Consider the following 24836-nt stretch of genomic DNA (forward strand, 5'->3'; position numbering starts at 1 on the left):
CTCCTCCAGCCCGTTAATCATCTGCATGTTTTTCACCGGGAGGAGGTTTCCGGTGCTTTTCCTTTTGTTCCATATGAAGGTCCCCTCCGGTTTTTTGATCAGAATCAGGTTGAATGATTCTGGCAGTTGCGAATACGCCTTTCAAATTCCCGAATTGATCCCTAAACGCTACGCATCTCCCGATTACCTGAGTAATTCTTCCGGTTTTATGAACAATATCAGTTGTATACTCAACTGCAGAACCCTGAGAAAGAACCTTCATATGAGCATCTTTTACCTTTTCAGAATCGCTAAAAAACTGGAAATACTCTTTACCGATGAGTTTTTGTCTGGTGAATCCTGTAACCCGTTCTACCGCAGCATTAACATCCAGGATTTTTCCTTCCACGCTAAAAGTGGCGATAAGATCAGGGTTCACTTCGGTAAGCATCCGCGAGTATTCATATGCGGTTGCAAGTTCCTGTTCAAAGGCCAGACGATCAGAAATATCCCTGATTATCGTAGAAAAGTATGGTTTTTTAGATATCTCATGTCTGTGACATTGAATGGTCTGTGATACTGGAACCAATGTACCATCACATGAAATAATGATGGAATCACCCATCCAGTACCCGGCCTCGGCAGCCTCTGCCCTCTTTGCAAGATAATCCTGATAATCAGCCCTGGGGATAAAAGAGAAGAAACAGACCTGGCTAATGTCTGATAATTTTGAAAGCCCAAAAAACTTCTTTCCTGCCTTGTTGAGATATGTAAAGAAACCATCTTCACGTGTAATTGCGACAATATGTGCTGTAGATTCAATAATTGAAAGAATCTCAGTTTTTAACTCGTCTTCCAGTACCTTTCTGGTAATATCATTTGCTATCCCGCAATACCCATGGAAACTTCCGTCAGGTCCGATATTTGGAACACCTGATATCTCAAACCATTGGGTTGAACCATCACTGCTTCGTATGGGTGTAACCATCCGATCAATGGGTTTTCCAGATATCAACAGTGAAATAAAATCTAATGTTCTGGCTTGTCCAACAGTATCGTCTATGAGATCAAAGAAGTGTTTTCCGATTAAGTTATCTGGTGTTTCTCGAATACTATCCTGAACCCTCGGGCTTACATAGGTAAACTGGTGATCTTCACCAGTCTCCCAGATGATCTCACTGATGGTTTCAGTCAGTCTCAAGTATCTGCTTTCGGTTAAATACTGCTGCTGTTCGATTCTCTGCAGGTCATCAATCCGGGCTTTTAATTTTTGAATAATTCCCCGAAGATCACTCGTTCTCTCATCTATTATCGTGGCGAATCCGGATTCATACAATCTGATCCGTTCTTCCTGCAATTTTTTTTCTGTAATATCAGAACCGATGCAGTGTAATGACCAGAGGATACCATTCCTCTCTTCAGGATATGCACGCCATTTCTGGTATCTTACCTTTCCATCTGGCATTACCACCCTGACTTCAACCGGGGTGGATGGACTATCTGAAGAGGTTGGATCTGAACGTGCCGTCTGTTTTACAATCACCAAATCTTCTGGTGGGATAGACGGAAGCCCCAGCAAACCGATCAGATTGGCAGGAACAGTATCAAAGTAGCATGCAAGAGCACGGTTGACCCTGGCAATCCGGTCATTTGCATCAAGATCGACGATAAACTCTTCAGTCTCCTCCATGAGATCATCAAACCGGTCTGATACTCGTTGCTCTGTCTTGATGATTTTTTCAGTATCAGAAAGGTCAGAAAGGACAATTGCAACACCATTGGTTAAGTCATCAAAAATACAGGGGTAGAGTGAAACTTCAAAAAAATTTGTTCCTATCTGACCTGTAACGGTATGGTGAGTTGATATCCTCCCATCAAGCACTTCACGGGCCATTGAATCCAGATTCAACTCGTGAAAAAGAGGATGAGGCAGGTCTTCAATCCATGTATCAATGAGTTCAGACTCTGAACATCCAAGTATGCGAAGGGCATTTTCAGATACTTCCTGGACAAGTAACGAACGATTAAAGCCGATCGCTCCCCCCTTTGGGTATGTGGAAAAGATGTGAAACGGTATCCGGTGGGCTAGCCGGTAGATCTTATTATTCCCGTCAGTAATGAGATCAAGACGTCCGACCTGACTGAGGTTAGCCAGATGCCTGGCAACCTGGTTTCTTCCAATGCCGATCCGTTTAGATATCTCAATGATATTGGCCCCTTCAGGACATTCCTTCAGATAAGAGAGAATCCTTTGAGAGGTGGTATTCTCCTTTGTCGAAGAGGCCATACCATTAACTTCTCGTATGTACTATTTATATCATTGCTTGTACTGTGCATTCTTTTGTTTTTTCATTTTGATCAAATACAAAACGCATTTCATGTGTACTATATATATATACAACTATCAATTTTTGATACACTGTTTGGAAATATTGATCAAAGAACAACGTGATATAATCCGGGAAATTTTAGTCCCTTTCTAATTTGGTAGAATACTCGAGAAGATCACCAAAGCTGACCGATTCATCACTTCTATCTCCGGTATTCTACACTGTACCCTTTCCAGTATCGTTTACTCTGTAGCTCGGTGATCAAATTCAGTATGGTTTCTGCTGAACAGTACGATTCCTGTACCTGAGAACCACCTGCAACCAAAATTATGGCCTTTTGGCAATTTGGACAGAAATGATCTCTTTTTTCCAGGTATAATTATCCGATATATCCCGTATTATACCGGTATACGTCACAGATCCTGATTTATGGTATATTTTTCATACCTGTTCTCACGTGAATTCCGGTCCAACCAATTTTTTGGAGGCAGAAGATACCATCGTAATGAGAATACCCTCACAATTCATATGGCCTAATTAGGTGATCTGATAATTTCTGGAATAGTTGAGAATAAAAAGCCAAAAATGAGGTTCATTCCAGGGGTATCAGTCATCCTGGTATACCATATCACATAAAATATTAGAAAACATATCATCATGAGAATATTCTGAAAATAATTTCAATGAAAGAGGATACAAGTATTCGTTGATTCATGATGCCATATTCGGTGATTTTCCAAAGAGTAATCCTGATGCTGGTTCTCGTTTCTCTGTTTTCAATCCCGGCATCCTCAGAACTCATTCTTCAATCAGATGATCCGGCGCACTCAGATTTTTCAGAGAGTTCAGTCAAAACGATTCTATTACTCGTATCAACCGACGGCAAAAGTCCTTATGAGACTCTTTTTATCACAGGGATCAACGAAGAACTCAAAAAGAACTCTTCTGTTCCCCTACGATTCGTAACCGAGTACCTGAATATTCCTGATTATCGTGATGAGACGTATCTTTCAAAGATAGATGACCTGTTCAGATACAAGATCCAAGCCCTCAAACCGGATGTAATAATTACAAAAGATATCCTTGCAATCGATCTGTTGTCCCGGATGCCCCTGGAACTTGTACAAGGTATCCCAATCATCAGCGATGTAGATCCCGGAGTGATACATAACCTGACAATCACCCCGGTGGTTCCAGAGAAGGGATATAGCACAGGAAAAAATATTGAGACAATACTCTCATTGTTTCCTCATACCAGACAGATCTATGTAATATCCGGATCAGGACCTGATGAGATTGATGAATTAGAGGCTCTGAAACAGCAGATCTCTGATATGAATCTCTCTGTTCCGGTAACATATCTCATAAACCAGTCTCACAATGAACTATTGCCTCAAATATCAAAAATTCCACGGGATTCTGCGATATTATATATCAGTTATGCACAGGATATCAATGGAAACCACTTTAGCCCTGAAGATTCATTGAGCCGGATATATACCATAGCACAGGCTCCGATATTCGGGCCAATTGAAACATATATCAACAAGGGAATTGTCGGAGGATATCTGCTCAGTCCGGAGATGTATGGAAAGGAGATTGGGTCTCTGGCTCTCCAGGCATTACAGGGAAATGGTACAAAACCTGAAAGATTGAACCCGGAAAATATCAGAATTTACAAGTTTGACTGGAACGAACTCTCACGATTTGGTGTCGATCCGGCAACCCTTCCCAAAGAAAGCATTATCGTAAACCGGGAGGAATCGGTCTGGGAAAAGTACTCATCAGGTATCATAAGTATAATCATCATCATCTCTTCTGAAACTCTGCTTATTTTTGGTCTAATCGTGAATCGGAGACGAAGACTATCTGCTGAAACCCTTCTTCGGGAGAGCGAGGAACGGTACCGGACTCTCATTAACAACGCACCTGATGCCATTATCGTGTATGATCTCGAAAAGAACAGGTTTATTGACGCGAATCCGAAAGCAGTGTATCTGCTGGGATGTTCGCTTGATCAATTATTATCCATGGATTTCTTCAGATTTTATGAGAAAGCCACGGAATTGGATGATAATCTGGCGACGATCATCCGGGAACATATCAACCAGGTCTTATCAGGACAGGTTATTCAATTTGAGCGCAGAATAACCACGTATGACAGAAAAGAGATCTATTGTGATGTTACAATTGTCCATCTCCCGAGCCTTGGTCCAAAGGTGATCAGAGCAAGTTTCACTGACATCACGCTCCGGAAAGACGCTGAAGAGAAACTTACCCGTCTGTATGAGGATCTTGAAACCATGGTTGCCGATCGGACCCGCGAACTCCATGCAACACAGGAAGCATTCAGGCAGGCGAATATCAGACTAAATCTCCTGACAGGGATAACCCGCCATGACATCCTGAACCAGGTTACCGGGCTGCTCGGATACCTGGAGATTTGTCTGGAAGAGACTTCTGAAGGACCTACTCAATCATATCTGCGTTCATGTATGGATCTGACACGATCTGTTCAGGCTCAAATAGAATTTACCCGGGTCTATGAGAATATCGGAACAACTGAACCGGTCTGGCAGGATCTGGAGACAATTATCAACCGCATACACCTGCTTCTTCCTACTGTGCAATTCACCTGGCACCTTGATCTGGTTCCTGTGGAAATACTGGCTGATCCGATGTTTGAGAAGGTATTCTATACATTTGTTGAGAACTCTTCACGGCATGGGGAGCATGTGACAGATATCACCTTCAGGATACAATTCCAGGATTCAGTCCTGATAGTGATATATGAGGATAATGGGGTCGGTATTGCCAACGAAGACAAACCCCGCATCTTTGACTGGTCATTTGGAAAGCATACCGGGGTCGGACTGTATGTTTCAAAACAGATTCTGGCGATAACTGAAGCGACCATCAGAGAAACCGGAGTGCATGGAGAAGGTGTCAGGTTTGAGATTATTGTGCCGGAAGGTAAGTGGAAACATGGTACCTGATCACTCCCCAGACCGTTCACTCTTCCGGGTGTGCTCTGATTCTGCTACCGGGGATAGCGGAAGACATCCATTACAAGGGCAGAATCTGGTAATTCAGAACAAGGAGATAGAGATGACTGATGAAGATGATATTGCTGGTACCATTGAGGTCTCCAAAAAACTCTCCCGTGCCAGAACAAAGGGAGAACTTGGCGAGATCCTGAGCGAAGTGGTCGCCAGGTATACCCTGCATGATCTGCAGGTCATCGGTGGCAGACTTCATACCGAACTGATTAGGCTCCCCCGATCATACCGGGAGCAGGTCGGCCCATACCTGAGTGACCAGATTCTTGGAGGATATCACCGGCTTATGACATATCATCGGTCAGGAAAGTTCAAAACAATGTCCGAATCTATTCCTGATCTGGAGACCTTCAGGGCATTCTGTGAGATCATCCCTACCGGATGCACAGAGTGGGATGACACAGTCAGCAGGATGCCGATCCCGTACACCATCAGGCACCGGCTCTTCTACTATCTCATCGCTGCATTCACGATGTTTATCCTTGAAGAACCAGGGCATCCTGTCGGAATGCCGTTTCCGGGTGGATTCAGAGTTGAGGATAAGGATGGGGTCTTCTACTGCCTGATCAGAGACAAAGAGAAAGAGGTCCCGTACTCCCTCTGCAACTTCTGCCCTGCAGTCCAGTCAGAGAATGAATGATCCGGATGACATTGCGCTGGAATCCTGATCTTCAAAAGGATCTCCCCTTTTTGCCGACCGGTTACTCCTCGAATCAATCAGAAAAATAATGCATAGCGTCTGAATGACCTGATATGTGGTCAATAGGTGTTCACGCATTACTCTTCACACCGTAGGTCAGTTGATCCATCGTATACACCTTCAATATCCAAACAGAAACCTGGTCATATCAACAAACCAGTGAAATCCACAGGCTGATGGCAATCCCTTATACAATTGCAGCAGGCAGAGGGGAAGACCGAAGAGGAGTGAAGTCAGAACCCACATGCTCATCGCTGCAACCGGATTGGTGATGAACAGGTCAGGGAGATGGTTCAGGCTGTGTGGTATAACCCCGATACAGATCGCTGCCACGAGTGCAGATCGCTGTGAACACTCATGCCTGAGCAGTGTAATGACCAGGATTACCGGGAATAATCTGAAGATGATCTCTTCTGATATCGCAGGGTTGCATGCAAGAATACCTGCATATATGCCTCCGGTAAAGGGCTGCAACCCGGAATTCAGATAAAAATACGCAAGGTTAAGTGAAGCAAACGGAATCGATATGATGATTCCAAGGAGAATGAGCCATGCAATGGTGCCCGGAGAATCCTGAAAGGTGATGATCGTCCTCCCTGTCCCTGATCGAATCAGGAGTACCGCAGATGAATAACATATCAGGACCAGTATCGTGGTGAGGACTCCGTCAGTCAGGCTCTTGTTCATGAGATAATGACTTATCCCGCTGATTATTCCAAGGATGGTTCCTGTGCAGATCTCACTTTTGGATACTGTATGCCGGTTTATTGCAAGAATGAACAATGCCAGCATTCCCAGAACAAGTTCAGTCCATGACCATATCCGGGATGTAAGGTTTGAGTACTGAAAGGGAACACAAAGATCCAGTGGCAGAATGATATTGAGGATATAAAGGCCCGTATATCCGATAATCATCAGGAGAAGAACTATCCGGCCCCGGTACTGATACAGACTCGAAATATCCGGGTAAAAGACCATGTACCCGGTTTATTCGTAACGGTAAAAAAGCATCTCATTAAAAAACGGAGATGGTTTTTCATTGAACTGCGATGGTATGTCTGTATACTTGTATTGAAACGGTGTTCAGCAGATCCCACTCAGTGAACAGACAGGCCCTGACTACCCATAGCTTATGGTGTGACCCCGTGTCCTGTCGGATATTTCAGGACCATTTTCATTATTCTGACTTATGTGGTCTCCTTATATGAGAACATTTTTTATGCAATTGAAGTAATAAAATTAGTTTATTGGTGTTGGGTATGGGTACACGATGGTATGTTACCGGATTGATCCTTTTTGGAATTCTCTTTCTCTCATCAGGAACATCTGCCGAATCGCAGAATGAAAACACTTCGTTTAATTCATCGCAGGCTGCATTGGAGGTAGGGCTTTCTGTAACACCGATGTTTCAGGAAACCAGGGCAATTCCAAAGACACTCGATATGAGTAATCAGAAGGCCTCATTAATCAATGGGACCGGGAATCTGACCAAACTGGTTGAAGTAAACAACTCTGCAGGTGCGTATGCATTTGTTGAACTGAAGATCGTAGGAACAGATACCACAAACTGGAGTTATCTGCTTCAAAGCAGCAATACTTCGGATGGATGCGTTGCATCTGGAATAGTTCAGGTTGAGAATGCAGACAAGATACTTCTCCAGGGTCATGCAATCAGCAGGGATCAGTATGTTGCCTATGCAGGAACCGGCCTTCCTGATGAGTTGTGGAGCGATGCTGGCCGGTATTCAGGGAATATTGGAATTGAGGTTCAAACAGACGAATACGGGACGGTGGCTCTGGTCACCGGTGATAATGAAATCGGATCAATCGATCACCTGTGTAGATCATATCATACGATAGAACCCAACTCTTCAGAGGTATCTGCCCCGGGAGTTCCGGGTCTTGAATGGAACCCTTCGGGTGGTGTCAGAAATGAATCCCCGGCAATTTTCCACTATGATCACTATGCTGGTGATTTTTTATGGGTTGATCATGGCACGATAGGGAATTATTATGGGTATGCGATAAGCGGGGATAATGAATCATTCGGGCATCATCAACTCCGCGAGGGGTCAGGAACGACTATCAGGGTCAATTCATATGGAGAAGAGTGGCCGACTGAGAACATGAATGTGCATGGCAACCAGTCAATGGAAGAGGTAGTGGCTCAAGACGTTACCTCGCTTGATCATACCGGAGCAGCGATCTATAATAAGAACCTCTTTGGAGCATATGGTCTGACAAAAGGAACCGGGAAATCTATTAGTTACAAAATATCTCCGCAAACAAATCCGGATGACCCCTTCGCGTATTTAGAATTTGCAGAGGGTTGGACCGAAGCATCAGCTGTGCAGCAGGGAACAAACAAGTCAGCAATTCCTGCTACCATGGATGGATGGGTGCTTGGTGAATTTGCCGACAATACGGCCATATTATCAGAGGATATTCTGTTATCAGGGGCAACAACACAGCGGAAGGCAGAGGGTGGGACGTATAACCAGCATTCAGTAGAGACCGGGGTTAACAGCAACATTACTGCTGGAAAGCCCAGAAATTCAATGTCAACATCCCGGATCAATGGTGTCTCAAAGATGGTGATCGATTTCACTGATGCAAATGCAACATCCCTCGATGGACGATGGATGGTTGATTCGGTGCAGGGATCCCCGGTTAGCAGATCTGTAGAGGCAGTGATGCCGGGAAGGTCTGCTTACATCTCAAGTAATACGTACTCAGGTAGCAGATACATCAAGGACGGGGCATATTACAAATCAGGCTCTGTGGATGTACAATAATCTGTAATGCAGACCCTGGCAAGAGCCAGACCTTTATCCCTTGTTTTTACTATTCCGGTTCTTTGTCCTGATGAGATGATTCCGGAAGATACTCTTCTCGCTTATCGTAAAAGATCCAAAGGATAGAACCGGAATGTAAAAAACTGGTTTGTAAAAAGGAGGGCAAAAAATACTTGATCTTCTTCTCGGGCTTAGAGTAACTATTTGGCTGCCTGGTTCTTTCTTGTTTGCTGGCAGATCGTCATCCCGATCTTTGTTTTTCCAGTTCTATATGGGTTATTCCTTCTGACATGATATCCTGGATCAGGGGTATCATATGCCGGTATCTCCAGGGGTGGGATCGGTGATTATCTCTTTACCGCGGTCAGAATGCAGTTTTCAGTCGGCACTGCAATACCTTCATTCTCCTTCCATGGTCCAAGAGCACTCTCTATGCTTCTGAACATCCGGGTCCTGTCGTCTTCAGCCATTGCTGTTATCTGAGCAGCAACCGGAAAGATAGAGAAGTATGCAGGGAGGAACTCAGCAAGTGATGGATGGCGGGCAGTCTTCACCCCAGTTCTGATCTGTATGTTAGAAAATCCTGCATCCTCCACCAGTCTTTGCAGGAGGTGGGGATTAGAGAGTGAACAGGCAACCCTGAACATCGTTGTCGAATCCTCTCCAAGGTATTTGGTGAATGCTTCGCATATGGCACCCACATGCGGGCTCTTCTCTGCCCGTCCCCATACGCTGATAGCAAGTGTTCCCTCAGGTGTAAGGACCCGGTTCATCTCCTGCAGGGCAGCAGACCGGTCAGGAAAGAACTGCAGCCCCTGCTGACACAGAACAGTGTCAAATACTCCTGAAGAGAATGGCATCCGGGTTGCATTCCCCAGATAGAATCCACATTTTACGCCCTTCTCTGCTGTAGTTCTCCTGGCAAGCCGTAGCATCCCATCATTGATGTCGATCCCGAAAAATCTCCCGTTCTGTCCGGAAATCTCTGCTGCCATTCGTGCAACAATCCCTGTACCACAGGCAACGTCCAGAACCCGGGTGTCCGGACCGATAGATCCGGCTTTGATGAGTTCAGGTGTCCAGTCAGTCATCCATGTCGGGACGATGTATTGTTCATAGGTTTCAGGACCGTCGGTGTTCATCAGCCATTTGAAACTGGTTATTGATGCTCTGGTATTGGTATCCATCAGACATCCTGTGAATGACTACAACTGTTTTCCTGTGTTGCTTCAGGTTTGCAGACCAGAACCAGTGTCTGATCAGATCTCTCTTCTGATCCAGGCATCGATGAGAGCCCGGGAGATGCTCACCTTTGATGGAAATTCAGGCAGGGTATCCCTGGTATACCATCCGGCATCATCAATCTCATTTTTATCAATCTGTATCTCTCCGCCTGCATAATCCGCGACAAACCCTATCATGAGTGAATCAGGAAACGGCCACGGCTCACTCGCGAAGTACCTGATATTTTTGACCGAAATTCCGACCTCTTCACGGACTTCGCGGTGAATCGTCTGCTCAAGGTTCTCTCCCGGCTCATTGAAACCGGCGATGACTGAATAGAACCCGGATGGAAAGCGGGGGGAGTGTGCCAGCAGGATCTCCTCATCTTTTTTGATCAGAACGATGATGGCCGGGGAGATCCTCGGGTAGATGGTCCGACTACAGGACGGGCAGATCCGTGCACGCTCTGTACAGACCGGGTTTGTTTTAGTACCACATATGCCACAGAAGGCTGTTGATCTGTGAAAGTCCAGAATCCGGACGGCATACGAGGCTATGGCAACTTCATTATCAGGGACCTTTTCTGAAAGCTCCCTGACCCCTGAGAGCTGCCATCCGGCAGGCATCGATGTATCCGGAGCGATCTCAACAGCATAATAGATGAGATCATCACAAGTGCCAAGGTATACATGATCTCCTGATGTCAGGTTCTTTGGGACTGGTTCCTGCATGAGGATGGTGCCTGGTTCTGAATTGCTCTGAAAGAATACGGAATTACCCTGGACCATGATCCAGCGTGTATGTGCAGATGATGGGCTCTCCGGTTCCGGGTAAACCGGAAAGAGGGGAGTGACAGCGAAGAATGGATAGTGCTCCATGAAACTCAGTATGTATATGCGATGATCTCTGAAGTACTCACCTTCATGACCGGGTGCTCTTCTCTCTTGAAACCCCAACGGTGCCCCGTCGGGGGCCCCAGGCAGAACCGATGAGAAGGATTTTTGATGTAAAAAGGAATCATTCTGGTTTTACCCTGACTTCGTCCTAGTTCTGTATAGTGGGACAGCACATTCATCTGCTCCACAATGATACATCATCAGTATGTCTTCAGGGATACTTCATCTTCTCATCATCATGATCTCTGCCGGGATGCTGGTTTGCAGCCCGGTATCAGCAGGTTCAGAGCCTCAGAACCTTACCGCTGTCTGGGAAACATTGCAGAATTCAACCTATGTAGATCTTACCCATACGTTTGAGCCTGGAATCCCTCACTGGAAAGGAGCTCCTGATGAGACGGTGGAGACATTGTACTCATACGAACCCGGCAATGGAACGCTAGGATCTGGCTTTTACATGCAGGATTACTCTCATGTGGGGCAATGGGGAACCCATGTCGACCCACCGGCACATTTCATCAAAGGTCTCCGGACACTCGATCAGATCAGCCCAAAGGAGATGATCCTCCCGCTTGTTGTCATTGACATCCACCAGAAGGTGAAGGAGAATCCGGATTATGTCGTCTCAATGGATGATATCAGAGCATGGGAGAAGAAGTACGGGCATATTCCCCAGGGCTCGTTTGTTGCACTCAGAACCGACTGGTCCACACGATGGCCTGATCAGGATGCGATGCAGAACCTTGACGCTGAAGGAATGGCCCATTATCCGGGTTGGAGCCAGGAGGTTTTGACATACCTGTATGAACAGTGCAACATCACTGCATCTGGGCATGAAACGACAGATACTGACCCGGGTCTGGTGGTAAGCCGTGATCAGTACCCGCTTGAGACCTATATTCTTTCAAAGGACAGATACCAGGTCGAACTCCTCACAGATCTTGACCAGGTCCCGGAGTCCGGGTCCTTGGTCGTGGTCTCGTTCCCAAAACCCCGTGACGGGTCCGGGTTCCCTGCCAGGGTGTTTGCGATCTGTCCTGAATAAGAGAATCTTTCTTTATTTTACAGAATCTGACGAGTAACATTTTACAGTCCGCTCCTCACACCTTTCTCTCTGGTGATGACGCAATACATTTATAGGGTTAATCAGCCTAAACCCATTGATGCCGCCAGAAAACTTTAAAAGAATAGGACAAATATTGATAATTTCACGATCAGCATCCCTTTTTTTGCTCCTGTTAGCAATTTTCTGTATAATTCTCCCTGTTTTTGCAGCGCCAACCGTTGATGACTTTATTATCACTTCTCAGGTAGATCCGTTTACAAAAGTTCCGGGTCCGCAAAAAGATACATTTTCAACGTCAGACAAGGCTGTCTATGCCTGGATTGATCTGAATTCTGTAACCGGCCCTCACGATGTATCTTTTGTCTGGTATAGGCCGGGTGACATATTATACAAGTCAGTTCCCATAACCGGGAGTAATCCGATAGGTCACACCATCTCACCATGTATTCTTTTTGCTGAGATTAACATCGCCAAAAATCCCCCGACACGGTTTCCAGGGACGTGGAACGTTGATGTTCAATTTGACGGACAATCACTGATTAATAAGACATTTACCATCGAAGATTCAGGCACGTCTCAATCTAATGATACCGAGTCAATTGGGCAGGATGATCTGAATCTTGCGAATCTGGCAACGAAATACATGAATGAACAGAAGACGTTAGGTGCAGCGATAAAAGCACAAAAATGGGATGAGGCACTATCGCTCGTAAATGGATACAAGAAGGATATCGATGTAGATATTGCAAGATTGCAGAAGTTCAATGTCTCAAAAGACCGTGAAGAAGCAAAAACAAAATTGAAAACCGCGTTAGGAAGCTCGAAATTGTTCTACTCAACCGCATCAAGCACACTTTCAGAACGGGATTCAATGAGTGATATTAAGTTCAACTTAAATTTATTGCAAAGTACTGCAAGTAATGCAGATGGAGCATGGGCAGCATTTAATTCTGCTGTAAATAACTAATAAATGCTTGAACCGTCAGGATACTCCTGACCCAATTCACATTTCAATACCCATAGTAATGGTCTGAATTACTTCGTCAGGCTCATATTCACGAAAAACAAAAGGGTAGTATGTATCTACGGGGGGATCACTCCCATCATACCAGATTCACGCTCCTCATTGTCTCAATCTCCCTTGCCAATTTTATCGCAGCATTTGATGCCACCATCGTGAGTGTGGCAAACCCGACGATTTCAAAACTGTTCAATATCCTTCCCGGAACTGTAAGTTCTATCCTGACGGTGTATGTTCTGGTAATGGCCGGTCTGGTTCTGATATTTGGAGGCATATCTGATATCATCGGGTACAAAAGGTTATTTTTATCAGGATTTGGTATCTTCACCCTGGGTTCTTTTTTCTGTGGCTTTCTCCCTGTCTTCTTCAATTCATTTGAGGCGTTGGTCGCCTCCCGGGTCATTCAGGGAATCGGTGCTTCGATGATAACGGCAATCGGTCCTGCAATGGTCGCTGCGTTCCTTCCGATGGAGATGAGAGGAAAAGCGATGGGAACCATATTCACGTTTGCCGGTCTTGGAATGGCTCTTGGACCAACTGCAGGCGGGATACTCATCCAGTATCTCTCCTGGAGCTGGATCTTTTACATCAATATCCCCATCGGCATTGGTGCCATTCTCCTTGGACTGGCAGTTATTCCTGATCTGGCCGGGGTTGAATGGAGGCCCGGGTTTGACTGGGTTGGTGCTGTCTTATTCTTTCTCGGACTTGCCTTCCTGTTATTTACCGTTTCAACAGGTCAGACAGTTGGATGGACGCATCCGGTGATCATCGGGGCGATGCTTCTTGCCATCTGTTCTCTCTGCTTGTTTGGGGTATGTGAACTCAGAAGCCCGAAACCGCTCCTTGAACTACGCCTGTTTACGCAGAGAAATTTCTTTCTGATAAATGCGTTGACTATCCTGATGTTCATCGACTTCAATGGTCTTGTATACCTCATTCCCTTCTATCTGCAACTTGTAATGAAGTTCTCTCCCTATGTGACAGGCCTTATATTTACTTCATTTCCCATTGCGTTAATGGCCGGAGGTTTTTGTGCGGGGAATTTATTTAACAAAATCGGGGGAAGATACATCAATATCATAGCCTGTATCCCTCTTATTCTTGGATACTTCCTGGTGTACTACATCAGGATATTCATGGATTCCTGGTATATGGTAGCCTGCCTGCTTTTGATTGGTATCGGGTCAGGTCTGATCTGGACTTCGGCGTCTAATATGGTCATCCATTCGGTATCAAAGAAATATCAGGGGATGATATCTAGTTTTATCAGTCTCTCACGGTTCATTCCCCTGATCATCGGTATACCCATTTTTAATATCATCTTTATGCTGGGTATTCCAGACCTGCCCCTTTCCAGCGGTATCAATATGGAAAAACTTGCCTCCGTTGATGTTGTAAACCTTGCAGCCGGGTTTCACTGGGCATTTGGATTTGCCTTTCTTGTGAGTATTCTCATCCTCGTTGTTGCGTTCTTCGGGTACCCGCAGGTGCATCCCGATTATCTCCCTGATCCGCAACCGGTGTCAGGACCTGAAAGAACAGGTGAATAAGATACTGCCTTTGAATATGGACTGCAGGAATTGAGTGTGTCACAACCGGAGTATATGAATCATGTATGGCAGACACGATATCTCTGATGATGAAATGATGGTATCTCTCAATCCATGACCGATCTTCTGACAGACCATCCTGTTCATCACCTTCAGACCGGACCAGTCAGGACTGCGTACCGGTCCATCGGATCCGGAGAACCCATCCTTATGATTATGGCAATGGGTGGGACGATGTCTGGATGGGATCGAAGGCTGATTTCGCAGTTTTCACAGGAATATCGAGTGATCATCTATGATATCAGGGGGACCGGGTATTCATCAGGTGAGAATGCTGAGGTATCGATTCAGGCTATGGCAACCGACGCCTGTCTCCTCTTGAAAGGGCTTGGTATCTCTCCATGCCATATCTTCGGATATTCCCTTGGTTCAATGATCGGATTGCAACTTGCCGTATCTCATCCGGATTTGGTAAGTTCACTCGTGCTCTGTAGTACATCCCGGTCCGGTATCAGTGTGTACAATCGGATCACCTCATGGTTCGACCCTGAAAATCCGGGAATCATTCCCCCTCGTGCACGGTTTCCTCCGGAATTTCTGAACGAGCATCCTGACCTGTCAGATGTGTTTCCTCCTTCTGCTCATCCTGTAAATATACCTGCAATTCTCCGGCAACTGGATGCAATAGGTGCCTGGGAGATCTCTGATGAAGCCCTTGCAGGCATCAGCAAACCCGTGCTTCTTCTGACCGGAGAAGAAGATTGTATTACTCCGGTTGAAGATGGAGAGGTGCTTACCTCTCATCTGAACGATGCCACATGTGTCGAAGTGCCCGGAGGAGGGCATGGTATGATGTATCAGGTTCCGGATCAGATCGCTGCATTAACGCTTGATTTCCTGTATCAGCAAAAACCCCAACGCTGATCGTTGAGGGCCCCAGGTAGAACTGGAATAGGACTCATAGGAAAAGAAGTGGTATCACATACGGTACGTGATGGCTGAATCCGGATACATACTGTCTGAAAGGATAATACTGCCTTAAACTCGCTTAAATTTCACAATACTATTTTTGACAGAGGACCTCTGAATGTGGGAGATCGATTGATTTTTCTGAATGGTAACACTGATGGCTGGTCTCAGCCACCGATTCTATATATAGCGGTATGATGTAGTATCCATCATGAAGATCGCAGGTGCTATCCTCATTATCCTCCTTGTCATCGTAGGGAGTCTGGTCTTAACTGCTTCTGCAGAAACAAAGGCAACGACAACTGTTTCTACTCCGGATTTAGTCGGGATATGGAATGGTACAGCAGTCGGACACACAAAGGTCGACGGTTTCGTTGAATTTGACTCGGTCACCTATAACATCACAGAGCAGAAAGGTCAGGCATTTACTGGTGCAAAAGAGTACCTGAAGAAGGACGGGAAATCATATAACGAGACATTCTCCGGAATTGTAGATGATGATGGAACGATTTACCTGGTAGATTACGTTGCCGGAGTCATAATCGGAAAAATGAACAGCGATAATGAATTAAAGCTTAAATATTTCGAGGATGGCCCGGATATGAAAGCGCTCCTTATCACACTCTCCCGGGAGAACGTGTAAATCCTTATTTTCTCCTGGTTATGTCTCCTTTTTGTATCAGGCTTGAGTGCCATTATCCTGAATGTGCCCTGAGACCCTGGCATATCTGGATGAACAGAGCACTATCGCCCCATCAGGTTGAATTCATCGAAAAACCTGTCCAGATCCCCTGCCCGGGGTTTAGCGATCTCTCCTCAGTACGAAGGTGATATGGCTCAAGATCAACGCTTTTTGATTATAAAAAAGATTAAATCAAATATCTCGTACCTGAATCAGGTAACCCGGACATGAACTGACCCTGCGAATGATTCAGAGAGTGGGTGTATCTTCTGGGCTGAGCACACTGTCCAGTTGACCCGCTTTTTTGAGACAATCAATATATTCAGAAACAAGGTATGCATTGTCAATATCATACTCATCAAGGCCCCTGAATAGGAATATCTCATCCCAAAGTTGACTACTCCCTTCAACAAGAAAGTAACCGGTTTCGAGTTCAAATCCAACAAGGATCTCATATCCTTTGAACTCGTCATCCTGATTTTCATACAGATCATTTCCTGATCCCGTATGCTCAACATGGAAGACACGTGGTATGAGAGGTCTTCCAACAGGAATTTTTCTTTCGTAACATTCGTTATTGAGAATATTATGCCTGACAAGTTCTTTTAACCCCTCATGGGGAAGTTCCTCAAGAGGATATTTCTGTGTAACATATGTCATAATCTCTGAAGATGATCTGTTATTTGGTTTCAGCCTGGCCCGGTATTTTGAATATGTAGCCTTCCATGCTTTAACCATTTTAGGAGAAGCCTCCTGCATCAACATATTTCAGTGTGTGGTAGTATAGAATAAAAAAGATCCGATTTATCCCTATTGCTTGAAACCGGAGATACCATGTGTAGGTTCATAATTCCTGATGACCTGTGATCCCGGACATGAACACCTGATTGGAGATCAGGAGATTTTCATTTCAGGGTTCACGGTGATTGACTCATTCAGATCAGTACCGCTGGCTTTGATACCTGTATCAGATCCGGTTTTGAGCCGTTCAAAAATATCAGAACGGCATCGGGACCTTCATCACGGTGAAGTACGAGAGAAAGATAAGTAAGACCGGGACAAAGAGGCATATCACTACCAGGGCCTTGATGATCTTATTCTCTGTCTTATGATACGCAACAACCGTAATAAGCAGACAGACAAGGCTGATTATAAGAGTATTAGTCTCCAGCTGAACCTGCACAGACTGGATCATACCGATCAGGTACCTGACCAGAGGTGGCAGTCCTATGTTGCCGAAGAGAACCGCAATGATCCCCTTGACAACATCCAGGATCAGAAGGACACGGTTGGTGGCACTCACAGACTCATCTTCTCCATGAGGATTGATAAAAGTATTGGAGTAGCCTGACCTACCCCATCACGTTTGAAGAGACTGACATGATCTGAGTCTCTACTGTGGGCTGCTGTGTTCCGGCAACGATGAGATCATAATTCGTCTTCGTTGCAGGAATGGTCATTCGCTCGGTAAATGACTTGACATCTCCTTTCTCCACATCCCCGACATCGGTATTCCTGTTTGTAAACCTGTATTCTGGCTGATCCTTCGCAGTTGAGAGGATCGTCATGACCTTGACCCTGTACGCGTTGTTGGTCCCGGTATTGGCGACTGTCAGCTTCACGTCATAGGTGATGTTTCCTGTGCCCGGGTCATCAGATACCTTTGAGAGGTTTGTCGTTATCTTCATCTCAGGATCGGCATACTTTGTGCAGCCTGATAGTGCGACCATTCCTCCGAGCAGAAGAACCAGAATGAGCAGAATTGTTCTCATAATTACTCCTTTGAAAGTTTGCTGATCTTCATCTCTGCCTCAGCCAGCCGCTCTTCGCACTGCTTGATGAGCACACTCCCCTGTTCATACAGCATGATCATCTCATCAAGGCTCGTCTCTCCGTCCTCAATCTTCTTGACGATCTCCTTGAGATCGCTCACCAGTTCCTCATACTTCTTCACTCGGTTTCACCTGCTCAATGACTGCCGATGCAGCCCCGTCTCTGAATTTGAGTTCCACCATCTCGCCCTGTGAGAGCACACCTGCAGAGGTGACTGCCCTGCCGTCCATAAGGACGATGCAGTATCCGTCCCTGGCAGCAGCATACGGGCTCCGTGCCTCAAGAATCTTGGATAACGAATCGAGTTCAGCACGGTATCGTGCAAGAAATGAACCTGCCCCGTGGCAGAGTTGCCTGTCCAGATCTGCAACCCTGATCCTCCGTTCAGGAATCTCCCTCATAAGAATACCTGACGGATTCCTCGCCTCAAGCCTGGCACGAAGTTCAGTTACCTGGACCTTCAGCCTGCCGAGCGAGAGTTCAGAGAGGCTGCTCATCCGATCGGTGATGTCAACCAGGTTCTGCCTTCGTTCAGCAAGTCTCCGCTCCATCCTCACCGGTAAGAACCGGTCACGGAGATCGTTGAGTTCCTCGTCTGCCTGCTCCATCCTGGAGAGGAGTCTTCTTACGATCCGGCTCCTGATCTGGGATATCTGTTCGAGTTCTGTCTTCCTATCCCGGACAGCAAGCTCGGCTGCATGCGAGGGTGTTGAAGCCCTCACATCTGCAGCGAGATCTGCAAGAGTCACATCGACCTCATGCCCGATGGCTGCGATGACCGGGACCGGGCAGGTGGCGATAGCCTCCACGACAGCAGGGTTGTTGAAGGCGAAGAGGTCCTCAAAACTGCCTCCTCCTCTCCCGACGATCACGAGATCCACCATCGGTGCAACCCGTCGTATTGCGGCTGCAATCTCCTCATGGGCGGTCGGGCCCTGCACTGCAGTCGGTGAGAGGACGATCTCGACCGGGAACCGGCAGGAGAGCACGTTCTGGATGTCATGGATGACGGCACCGGTCTCTGATGTGACGACCCCTATCCTGACCGGGTAATCCGGGAGAGGACGTTTTCGGTCAGGAGAGAAGTATCCTTTCAGCCCGAGTTCCTTCTTCCACCGTTCGATGAGCAGGGCCTTCTCGCCTGCCCCTGACTGCCACATCTGGGTGACGTTCAGGTTGTACTGCCCTCCCCCTTCGTAGTGGTTGATGGTCCCGAACGCCTCGACGATCATCCCGTCCTCGGGTGTCCAGGGGAGGTACTTGGCAGCGGTCTTCCAGATCGTGCACCTGATCACGAACTCCTTCGCTCCTTGCCGCTCTGAAAGTGAGAAGTAGATATGCCCTGACCCGTGCCTCTTGTAGTTGGTGATCTCGCCGATCACCCTGATGTTGGTCAGAGCCGGGGTATCAAGAAGGCTGGATATCACTGCAGTCACTTCAGATACCCGCATGACCGCAGGTTTCTCCTGAGCTCCCCAGGAATCCAGTGTCTGCTGATCCATCTTCACCTGAGGTTATTTCCCCCGGTATAGATAATCAATGGTAATGGAGATCTCCTTCTCGACGATGTTCTTCCACGATCATCCTCTTGACCTGATCTTTGATGCGGTCAGGAGAACAGGCGCTGATACCCTCGAGTTCTGGCCAGAAACACCGGACTGGTGGCTTTCAGGACTCCCGGAGGACCATCTGAACCAGGTGGTCAGGCAGTACCCACTTCCTTCACGCCTGTCAGTGCATGCCCCGGTCCTTGATCTCAACCCCTGCTCGATCAATCCTGACGTGGTTGAGGCCTCGATCAAGTGGATACAACACTCAATACGACTGGCAGAATCCCTCGGTGCTGCGGTCTGCACGATCCACCCGGGGCGGAGAACATCGAAACGGCCACCAACAGAGCTCGATTACCATCGCCTTGATCATATGCTCGATGAGATAGCCGATCTTGCAAAGTCGTCACAGGTCTCTGTCGCGATCGAGAACATGGAGCCGCAGGTCAACGCCCTGCTCACAACACCTGAAGAGATCTCTAATCTCCTTGAGGCTCGCACGTGGCTCTCTGTCACCCTTGATGCCTGCCATGTTTCATCGCGTGGCAGTGGGGTGCTTGATGAGTTCCTCTCGGTTGCAAAGGGCAGGATTGCAAATGTTCACCTGTCAGGGGCATCAGGGGCAGTGATGCATCTGCCGGTGAAGGGGAATGCATGGGCAGAGCAATCACTCCTGTCCCTTGCCGGTGCCGGGTACGACGGGCTTGTCACGCTGGAGATCAACGACCTCTCTGTCGGAGACCCCCTCTCTGCTGAGGAGAAGATCAGGATGATCTCTGAAGATGTCAGGGTCGTCAGGGATCGTCTGGCCTGATCTATATTCTGATCCGGTTCAGATTCAGACAGCTTCGCATTTTGATCCGTTCAGGCAGTGGGCGATCTCCTGGTGAAGACAGAAAAGATTGAGAAAAAGATTATATTTCTGTGGCCCGCTCTCATTAATCAGAGTTGAGGAGATCTGTATCTCCCGGACGGTGTTTGAGTTCTTTATGGGAATATCACAGGTATCCCAGGCATCCATACGAATATATCTGCCAGCCGCTTCTGGTCTGCGGGGGTCAGGTTTTCAGTGACGATCGAATATTATCTCTACATAGGCATCTTTATTCTGGCGGTTATCTGTTCTGCGTTCTTCTCCGGCTCTGAAGTGGCCCTCTTCTCGACAACCCGTGCAAAGGTCAGGACCCTCATCAACGATGGAGTGCCGGGTGCCCAGGCCCTCCTGACACTGAAACAGAACCCTGACCGGTTCCTCCTCACGATCCTGATAGGCAACAATATCGTGAACATCCTTGCCGCCTCGGTTGTGACCGCGGTTGCGATCGGCGTCTTCGGGCCCGGGGCTGCTGCGGTTGCCATAGCAACCGTGGTTGTGGTACTCCTCATGCTGGTCTTTGGTGAGATTCTGCCCAAGATGTACGCGAGCAGGAACCCGACCAGCACGGCTCTCGGTGTCTCGCCCACTGTCTACCTGCTCTCCCGGGTATTCAGCCCGCTGATATGGATCTTCAATACGGCTGCAGGAAAGATGACCGGTGGTCCGGTCTTCTCGCAGCACCTCATCACCGAGGAGGAGATCAAGGAGTGGATCGATGTCGGCCAGGAGGAGGGGACTATTGAGAAGGACGAGCAGGAGATGCTCCACTCGGTCTTTGAGTTTGCTGACACCAGGGTCAGGGAAGCGATGACACCGCGTATCGACGTGGTGATGGCAGAAGATACCCTCTCCCCCGAGGACGCCCTTGAGGTCTTCAAGAAAACCGGTTTCTCACGAATTCCTGTCTACCATGAGAACATCGATACCATCAGGGGTATTCTCAACATAAAGGACGTTTTTACAGCCGTGATGGATGGAAGGACTCATCACCCGCTTGTTGAACTCTGTTCCGAACCGGTCTATGTCCCAGAGACCAAGAAGATAGATGATCTCCTCCGCGAGATGAAGGCACGCAAGAACCACCAGGCCATCGTCCTTGACGAGTACGGGGCGTTTGTCGGGATCATCACGGTAGAGGATATCGTTGAGGAACTTGTGGGAGATATCCTTGACGAGTTCGATACCGAAGAGCCTGAACTGATACGGGTTACAGAAGGGGTCTACTCGCTGGATGCCAGGATGTGGGTTTCAGATCTCAACAAGGAACTAGATCTTGATCTGCCTGAATGCGAGACGTATGAAACGATAGCAGGCCTTATCATCGATCAGCTGGGATATATTCCACGAATTGGTGAGTCCTGTGATCTGGACGGGGGTATACGACTGATCGTGATTCAGATGAAAGGGAAGCGGATAACCAGGATAAAACTGCTGATCTCCCGTCCCCGGAATGTTCCTGAGAAGGGTGCAGCATGAAGGCAGAGAAGACGTTTGTCGTACTTGCTTCCGGGAGAGGCTCCAACTTTCAGGCCATCATCGACCGTGTTTCTGATGGATACATCCCTGCGGTCTGCACCGCCCTCATCACCGACAACCCTGATGCATATGCTATTGAACGTGCGCGTGCCGCAGGGATACCGGGTGAGGTTGTTGCGTTCAGATCGTTCACAAACAAGCAGTTGTATGAGTCGGCCCTCATCGCTGCGATTCAGAAGTATGACCCTGATCTCGTCGTGCTTGCCGGGTACATGAGGATCCTGGGGAGCGAGGTCGTCAGGAGATACTCGGGACGGATGGTGAATATTCATCCGAGTCTGCTCCCCTCATTTGCCGGGCTTCACGCCCAGGATCAGGCGATACAATATGGTGTCAAGGTTGCCGGGTGCACGGTGCACTTCGTGACCGAGGATATGGATGCCGGCCCGGTGATCATCCAGCGGACCGTTCCCGTCCTCGAAGGTGATGACGGTGATATCCTTGCAGACCGTATCCTTGTCGAGGAGCACAAGGCGTTCCCTGAAGCGATCCGTCTCTTCTTTGAAGAGAGGCTCAGGATCGAAGGAAGGGCTGTGAGAATCAGTAGTTCCCCCTCCCTGAACCGGTGTGACTGATGGCCAAACGTCACCAGCGTTCGGATCGCAGGCAGATTGCAGGGGAGCGGGTCCGCATCCTCTTCATCCAGGCTTCGCGGTTCTTTCCCGAGAACCCTGTCTGGAGTGACCGGTGCGTGGCACTCGCCCGGCGGATCGCGATGAAAGAGCGGATCCGCATGCCTCACGAACTCAGACGGCAGTTCTGCCGCAGTTGCTACCGGTTCTTTGTTCCCGGTGTGACCGTGCAGACCCGCATACACAAAAGCCGTGTGGTCGTCACCTGCATGGCCTGTGGATATCGCCGCCGCTACCCGCTATATCGGAATAAACCATGAGTCAAGACAGAATAAGTTCCCGAAAGAAGACATCAGCCCCTGCCGGGGGATATCATGACCTCAAACCGACCATCTGGGTTGGCAAACAGGGAATGACCGAGACGATCATCGAAGAGATCCGCAGTCAGATCAAGACCCGGAAGACCATCAAGGTGAAGTGGCTTGAGTCGGTTGATGTGGATCCTGCATCGGTCGCAACAGAGAGCGGCACAGTTCTCCTCCAGGTGCGTGGAAGAACGATGGTGCTTGGAGATTCAGGCTCTGCCTCCGGAAGCCGTCCGCGAAATATATAAGAACACTTCATACGAATAAGTAGAGACGACTATCTGCATTGAGAGTGTGGACTATCGATGACAACTGTATATGATGTTCCAGCTGAGAAGCTGATTTCACGCGTCGCAGCGGAACTGAAGGAAAAACCTGAAATAACTGCTCCTGAATGGGCAGCCTTTGCAAAGACCGGTGCCCACAAGGGGATGCCACCTGAAGATTCTGACTGGTGGTACACCCGGGCAGCAGCTGTACTGAGGCGCGTATACATTGACGGCCCGGTCGGTGTTGAGCGGATGCGGTCTGCCTATGGCGGAAGCAAGAACAGAGGCTCCAAGCCGAACAAGACGGTGAAGGGGAGCGGTTCCGTCCTGAGAAAGGCGGTTCAGCAGCTCGAGAAGGCAGGGTACATCGCCCAGCAGAAGAGCGGCAGAGTCGTCACTCCTGCAGGCGCATCGTTCCTTGACGGAGTAGCGTATAGTATCGTCTCTGAGTCCGCGTAAACGAAGGTACTCCTGAATGGGAGATGATGAATTAGCAGAGATCCGACGGCGTCGAATGATGGAGATGCAGCAGCAGGCTGCTTCCCAGCAGGATGAAGCCGAACGGCAGCGTCAGTATGAGGCCCAGATTCACTCGGCACTCGTACAGATCCTTGAGCCTGAAGCCCGGGAGAGGTTGAACACCATCAAGCTCACCAAGCCTGATTTCGCCAAGTCTGTAGAACAGCAGCTGATCATGCTTGCCCAGAGCGGAAGGATCAAGACAAAGATCAATGACGAGCAGCTGAAAGTCATCCTTAAACAGGTAACGCCTGCCAAGCGCGAATTCAATATCAGACGTAAAGGATGAAGGCCGGCGTCCTGTTCTCAGGCGGAAAAGACAGTTCTCTTGCAGCAATTCTGCTTGCAGAGAACTATGAGGTTGAACTGAACACCTTTGTCTTCTCACCTGAATCTGCAATTGAGCAGATCGAACAGGCGGCGGCAGTACTCGGATTCCCGCACCATAAACGGATATTTCCATCCGGCCTCCTTACGGAGGTAGCAGATACAGTCGTGGTGTGCGGGCATCCGTCACAGGCAATCCAGCGGATCCACCGGGAGGCGGTTCGTATCCTCTGCACCTCCTACGAGGTTGTTGGCGATGGTACCAGGTTTGGTGACCGGGTACCACTTCTGACCAATGACGAAGTCAGGAGTATATCAGACGGATGTGGATGTTCCTATGTCCGCCCGCTTATCGGGTATCCGAAGCGGGAGGTACAGCGGCTTGCTGCCCGGTACCTCGAGATCAGATACGGGGAGACCGGACAAATCCGCAGCGGGGACTATGAACATGAGATCAGGTGTGAACTGGAGAGTCGGGGAATCCCTGTCTCTTCGGTGTTCCCCCCGAATCATGAGCAATCCCTCGTGACCGCAAGACGGTCATCTGGAGAAATACAATGAGCAAAGTTTCAAAGTGCCGGAAGATCCGGCTTTCTAAAAAGACCCAGCAGAACAGGCGTGTGCCGCAGTGGGTTATGATAAAGACGAAGAGAAAAGTGATGACTCACCCCGCACGTCACAGCTGGCGCCGCAGCACCCTGAAGGTGTAAGAAT

General features: G+C 48.0%; 27 protein-coding genes. 17 read left to right on the forward strand and 10 right to left on the reverse strand.

The window, feature by feature from the left end; all coding sequences use genetic code 11:
* Positions 1-13: 13 nt before the first annotated feature.
* Entirely contained in the window at positions 14-2266 is a 2253-nt protein-coding gene (locus tag ACHZA2_RS09405) for a PAS domain S-box protein (protein ID WP_319579507.1), read from the reverse strand.
* Between the two features lie 795 nt (positions 2267-3061).
* On the opposite strand from ACHZA2_RS09405, the gene ACHZA2_RS09410 reads away from it, so the two are divergent.
* Both ACHZA2_RS09410 and ACHZA2_RS09415 read left to right on the forward strand, forming a co-directional pair.
* Complete coding sequence (locus ACHZA2_RS09410) at positions 3062-5305, forward strand: ABC transporter substrate binding protein (RefSeq protein ID WP_319579508.1); 2244 nt, start codon at positions 3062-3064, stop codon at positions 5303-5305.
* Positions 5295-6008 (forward strand): DUF2115 domain-containing protein, encoded by a 714-nt coding sequence (locus ACHZA2_RS09415; protein WP_319579509.1) that lies wholly within the window; start codon positions 5295-5297, stop codon positions 6006-6008. Before ACHZA2_RS09410 ends, ACHZA2_RS09415 begins: the two co-directional genes overlap by 11 nt.
* Positions 6009-6188: 180 nt before the next feature.
* Here ACHZA2_RS09415 and ACHZA2_RS09420 read toward each other — a convergent pair whose 3' ends face one another.
* Positions 6189-7046 (reverse strand): hypothetical protein, encoded by an 858-nt coding sequence (locus ACHZA2_RS09420; protein WP_319579510.1) that lies wholly within the window; start codon positions 7044-7046, stop codon positions 6189-6191.
* 281 nt (positions 7047-7327) lie between these two features.
* On the opposite strand from ACHZA2_RS09420, the gene ACHZA2_RS09425 reads away from it, so the two are divergent.
* Positions 7328-8863, forward strand: coding sequence for a hypothetical protein (locus ACHZA2_RS09425; RefSeq protein WP_319579511.1), 1536 nt, complete (start codon positions 7328-7330; stop codon positions 8861-8863).
* A 347-nt stretch (positions 8864-9210) separates the two neighbouring features.
* Here the strand turns inward: ACHZA2_RS09425 and ACHZA2_RS09430 are convergent, their stop codons facing one another.
* Both ACHZA2_RS09430 and nudC read right to left on the reverse strand, forming a co-directional pair.
* Positions 9211-10050 carry a methyltransferase domain-containing protein gene (locus ACHZA2_RS09430; protein ID WP_319579512.1) on the reverse strand — a complete coding sequence of 280 codons (840 nt, stop codon included), beginning with the start codon at positions 10048-10050 and terminating at the stop codon, positions 9211-9213.
* Positions 10051-10122: 72 nt separating this feature from the next.
* Complete coding sequence (nudC, locus tag ACHZA2_RS09435; RefSeq protein WP_319579513.1) at positions 10123-10965, reverse strand: NAD(+) diphosphatase; 843 nt, start codon at positions 10963-10965, stop codon at positions 10123-10125.
* A gap of 223 nt (positions 10966-11188) precedes the next feature.
* Here nudC and ACHZA2_RS09440 point away from each other — a divergent pair, with 223 nt between their 5' ends.
* The 5 genes from ACHZA2_RS09440 to ACHZA2_RS09460 all read left to right on the forward strand — a co-directional run bounded on the left by ACHZA2_RS09440 (position 11189) and on the right by ACHZA2_RS09460 (position 16235).
* Complete coding sequence (locus ACHZA2_RS09440; protein WP_319579514.1) at positions 11189-12028, forward strand: cyclase family protein; 840 nt, start codon at positions 11189-11191, stop codon at positions 12026-12028.
* Between the two features lie 118 nt (positions 12029-12146).
* Positions 12147-13016 carry a hypothetical protein gene (locus ACHZA2_RS09445; protein WP_319579515.1) on the forward strand — a complete coding sequence of 290 codons (870 nt, stop codon included), beginning with the start codon at positions 12147-12149 and terminating at the stop codon, positions 13014-13016.
* Positions 13017-13126: 110 nt separating this feature from the next.
* Positions 13127-14623, forward strand: coding sequence for an MFS transporter (locus ACHZA2_RS09450; protein WP_319579516.1), 1497 nt, complete (start codon positions 13127-13129; stop codon positions 14621-14623).
* A 114-nt stretch (positions 14624-14737) separates the two neighbouring features.
* Positions 14738-15547 (forward strand): alpha/beta hydrolase, encoded by an 810-nt coding sequence (locus tag ACHZA2_RS09455; protein WP_319579517.1) that lies wholly within the window; start codon positions 14738-14740, stop codon positions 15545-15547.
* Between the two features lie 256 nt (positions 15548-15803).
* Positions 15804-16235: a hypothetical protein gene (locus ACHZA2_RS09460; RefSeq protein WP_319579518.1), complete on the forward strand. Its 432-nt coding sequence runs from the start codon at positions 15804-15806 to the stop codon at positions 16233-16235.
* A 288-nt stretch (positions 16236-16523) separates the two neighbouring features.
* Here ACHZA2_RS09460 and ACHZA2_RS09465 read toward each other — a convergent pair whose 3' ends face one another.
* The 5 genes from ACHZA2_RS09465 to xseA form a co-directional block, all read right to left on the reverse strand.
* Positions 16524-17012: a hypothetical protein gene (locus tag ACHZA2_RS09465; RefSeq protein WP_319579519.1), complete on the reverse strand. Its 489-nt coding sequence runs from the start codon at positions 17010-17012 to the stop codon at positions 16524-16526.
* Positions 17013-17271: 259 nt separating this feature from the next.
* Complete coding sequence (locus ACHZA2_RS09470) at positions 17272-17577, reverse strand: hypothetical protein (protein ID WP_319579520.1); 306 nt, start codon at positions 17575-17577, stop codon at positions 17272-17274.
* Between the two features lie 49 nt (positions 17578-17626).
* Positions 17627-18046, reverse strand: coding sequence for a hypothetical protein (locus tag ACHZA2_RS09475; protein WP_319579521.1), 420 nt, complete (start codon positions 18044-18046; stop codon positions 17627-17629).
* 2 nt (positions 18047-18048) lie between these two features.
* On the reverse strand, positions 18049-18228 hold the full coding sequence (gene xseB / locus ACHZA2_RS09480) for an exodeoxyribonuclease VII small subunit (RefSeq protein ID WP_319579522.1): 180 nt from the start codon (positions 18226-18228) through the stop codon (positions 18049-18051).
* Entirely contained in the window at positions 18215-19609 is a 1395-nt protein-coding gene (xseA, locus tag ACHZA2_RS09485; RefSeq protein ID WP_319579523.1) for an exodeoxyribonuclease VII large subunit, read from the reverse strand. The genes xseB and xseA overlap by 14 nt, the downstream gene beginning before the upstream one ends.
* A gap of 37 nt (positions 19610-19646) precedes the next feature.
* Here xseA and ACHZA2_RS09490 point away from each other — a divergent pair, with 37 nt between their 5' ends.
* Entirely contained in the window at positions 19647-20471 is an 825-nt protein-coding gene (locus ACHZA2_RS09490; RefSeq protein ID WP_319579524.1) for a sugar phosphate isomerase/epimerase family protein, read from the forward strand.
* A 24-nt stretch (positions 20472-20495) separates the two neighbouring features.
* Here the strand turns inward: ACHZA2_RS09490 and ACHZA2_RS09495 are convergent, their stop codons facing one another.
* Complete coding sequence (locus ACHZA2_RS09495) at positions 20496-20678, reverse strand: hypothetical protein (RefSeq protein WP_319579525.1); 183 nt, start codon at positions 20676-20678, stop codon at positions 20496-20498.
* Positions 20679-20726: 48 nt separating this feature from the next.
* Between ACHZA2_RS09495 and ACHZA2_RS09500 the strand changes: the two genes are divergently transcribed.
* The 8 genes from ACHZA2_RS09500 to ACHZA2_RS09535 are packed head-to-tail and all read left to right on the forward strand — an operon-like array spanning position 20727 to position 24832.
* Positions 20727-22010, forward strand: coding sequence for a hemolysin family protein (locus ACHZA2_RS09500; RefSeq protein WP_319579526.1), 1284 nt, complete (start codon positions 20727-20729; stop codon positions 22008-22010).
* The gene (gene purN / locus ACHZA2_RS09505; protein WP_319579527.1) at positions 22007-22645 is read left to right on the forward strand and encodes a phosphoribosylglycinamide formyltransferase; all 639 of its coding nucleotides are present in this window, start codon (positions 22007-22009) and stop codon (positions 22643-22645) included. Before ACHZA2_RS09500 ends, purN begins: the two co-directional genes overlap by 4 nt.
* Complete coding sequence (locus tag ACHZA2_RS09510) at positions 22645-22962, forward strand: ribonuclease P (RefSeq protein ID WP_319539024.1); 318 nt, start codon at positions 22645-22647, stop codon at positions 22960-22962. The genes purN and ACHZA2_RS09510 overlap by 1 nt, the downstream gene beginning before the upstream one ends.
* Entirely contained in the window at positions 22959-23255 is a 297-nt protein-coding gene (locus ACHZA2_RS09515; protein WP_319539023.1) for a YhbY family RNA-binding protein, read from the forward strand. Before ACHZA2_RS09510 ends, ACHZA2_RS09515 begins: the two co-directional genes overlap by 4 nt.
* Positions 23256-23312: 57 nt before the next feature.
* Entirely contained in the window at positions 23313-23735 is a 423-nt protein-coding gene (locus ACHZA2_RS09520; protein ID WP_319539022.1) for a 30S ribosomal protein S19e, read from the forward strand.
* Positions 23736-23751: 16 nt separating this feature from the next.
* Positions 23752-24084, forward strand: a complete 333-nt coding sequence (locus ACHZA2_RS09525) for a DNA-binding protein (protein WP_319539021.1) — start codon at positions 23752-23754, stop codon at positions 24082-24084.
* Complete coding sequence (locus tag ACHZA2_RS09530) at positions 24081-24683, forward strand: asparagine synthase-related protein (RefSeq protein ID WP_319539020.1); 603 nt, start codon at positions 24081-24083, stop codon at positions 24681-24683. Before ACHZA2_RS09525 ends, ACHZA2_RS09530 begins: the two co-directional genes overlap by 4 nt.
* Positions 24680-24832, forward strand: a complete 153-nt coding sequence (locus ACHZA2_RS09535; protein ID WP_109970059.1) for a 50S ribosomal protein L39e — start codon at positions 24680-24682, stop codon at positions 24830-24832. Before ACHZA2_RS09530 ends, ACHZA2_RS09535 begins: the two co-directional genes overlap by 4 nt.
* Positions 24833-24836: the final 4 nt, after the last annotated feature.

The sequence above is a fragment of the uncultured Methanospirillum sp. genome (assembly GCF_963668415.2).
Classification (GTDB): Archaea; Halobacteriota; Methanomicrobia; order Methanomicrobiales; family Methanospirillaceae; genus Methanospirillum.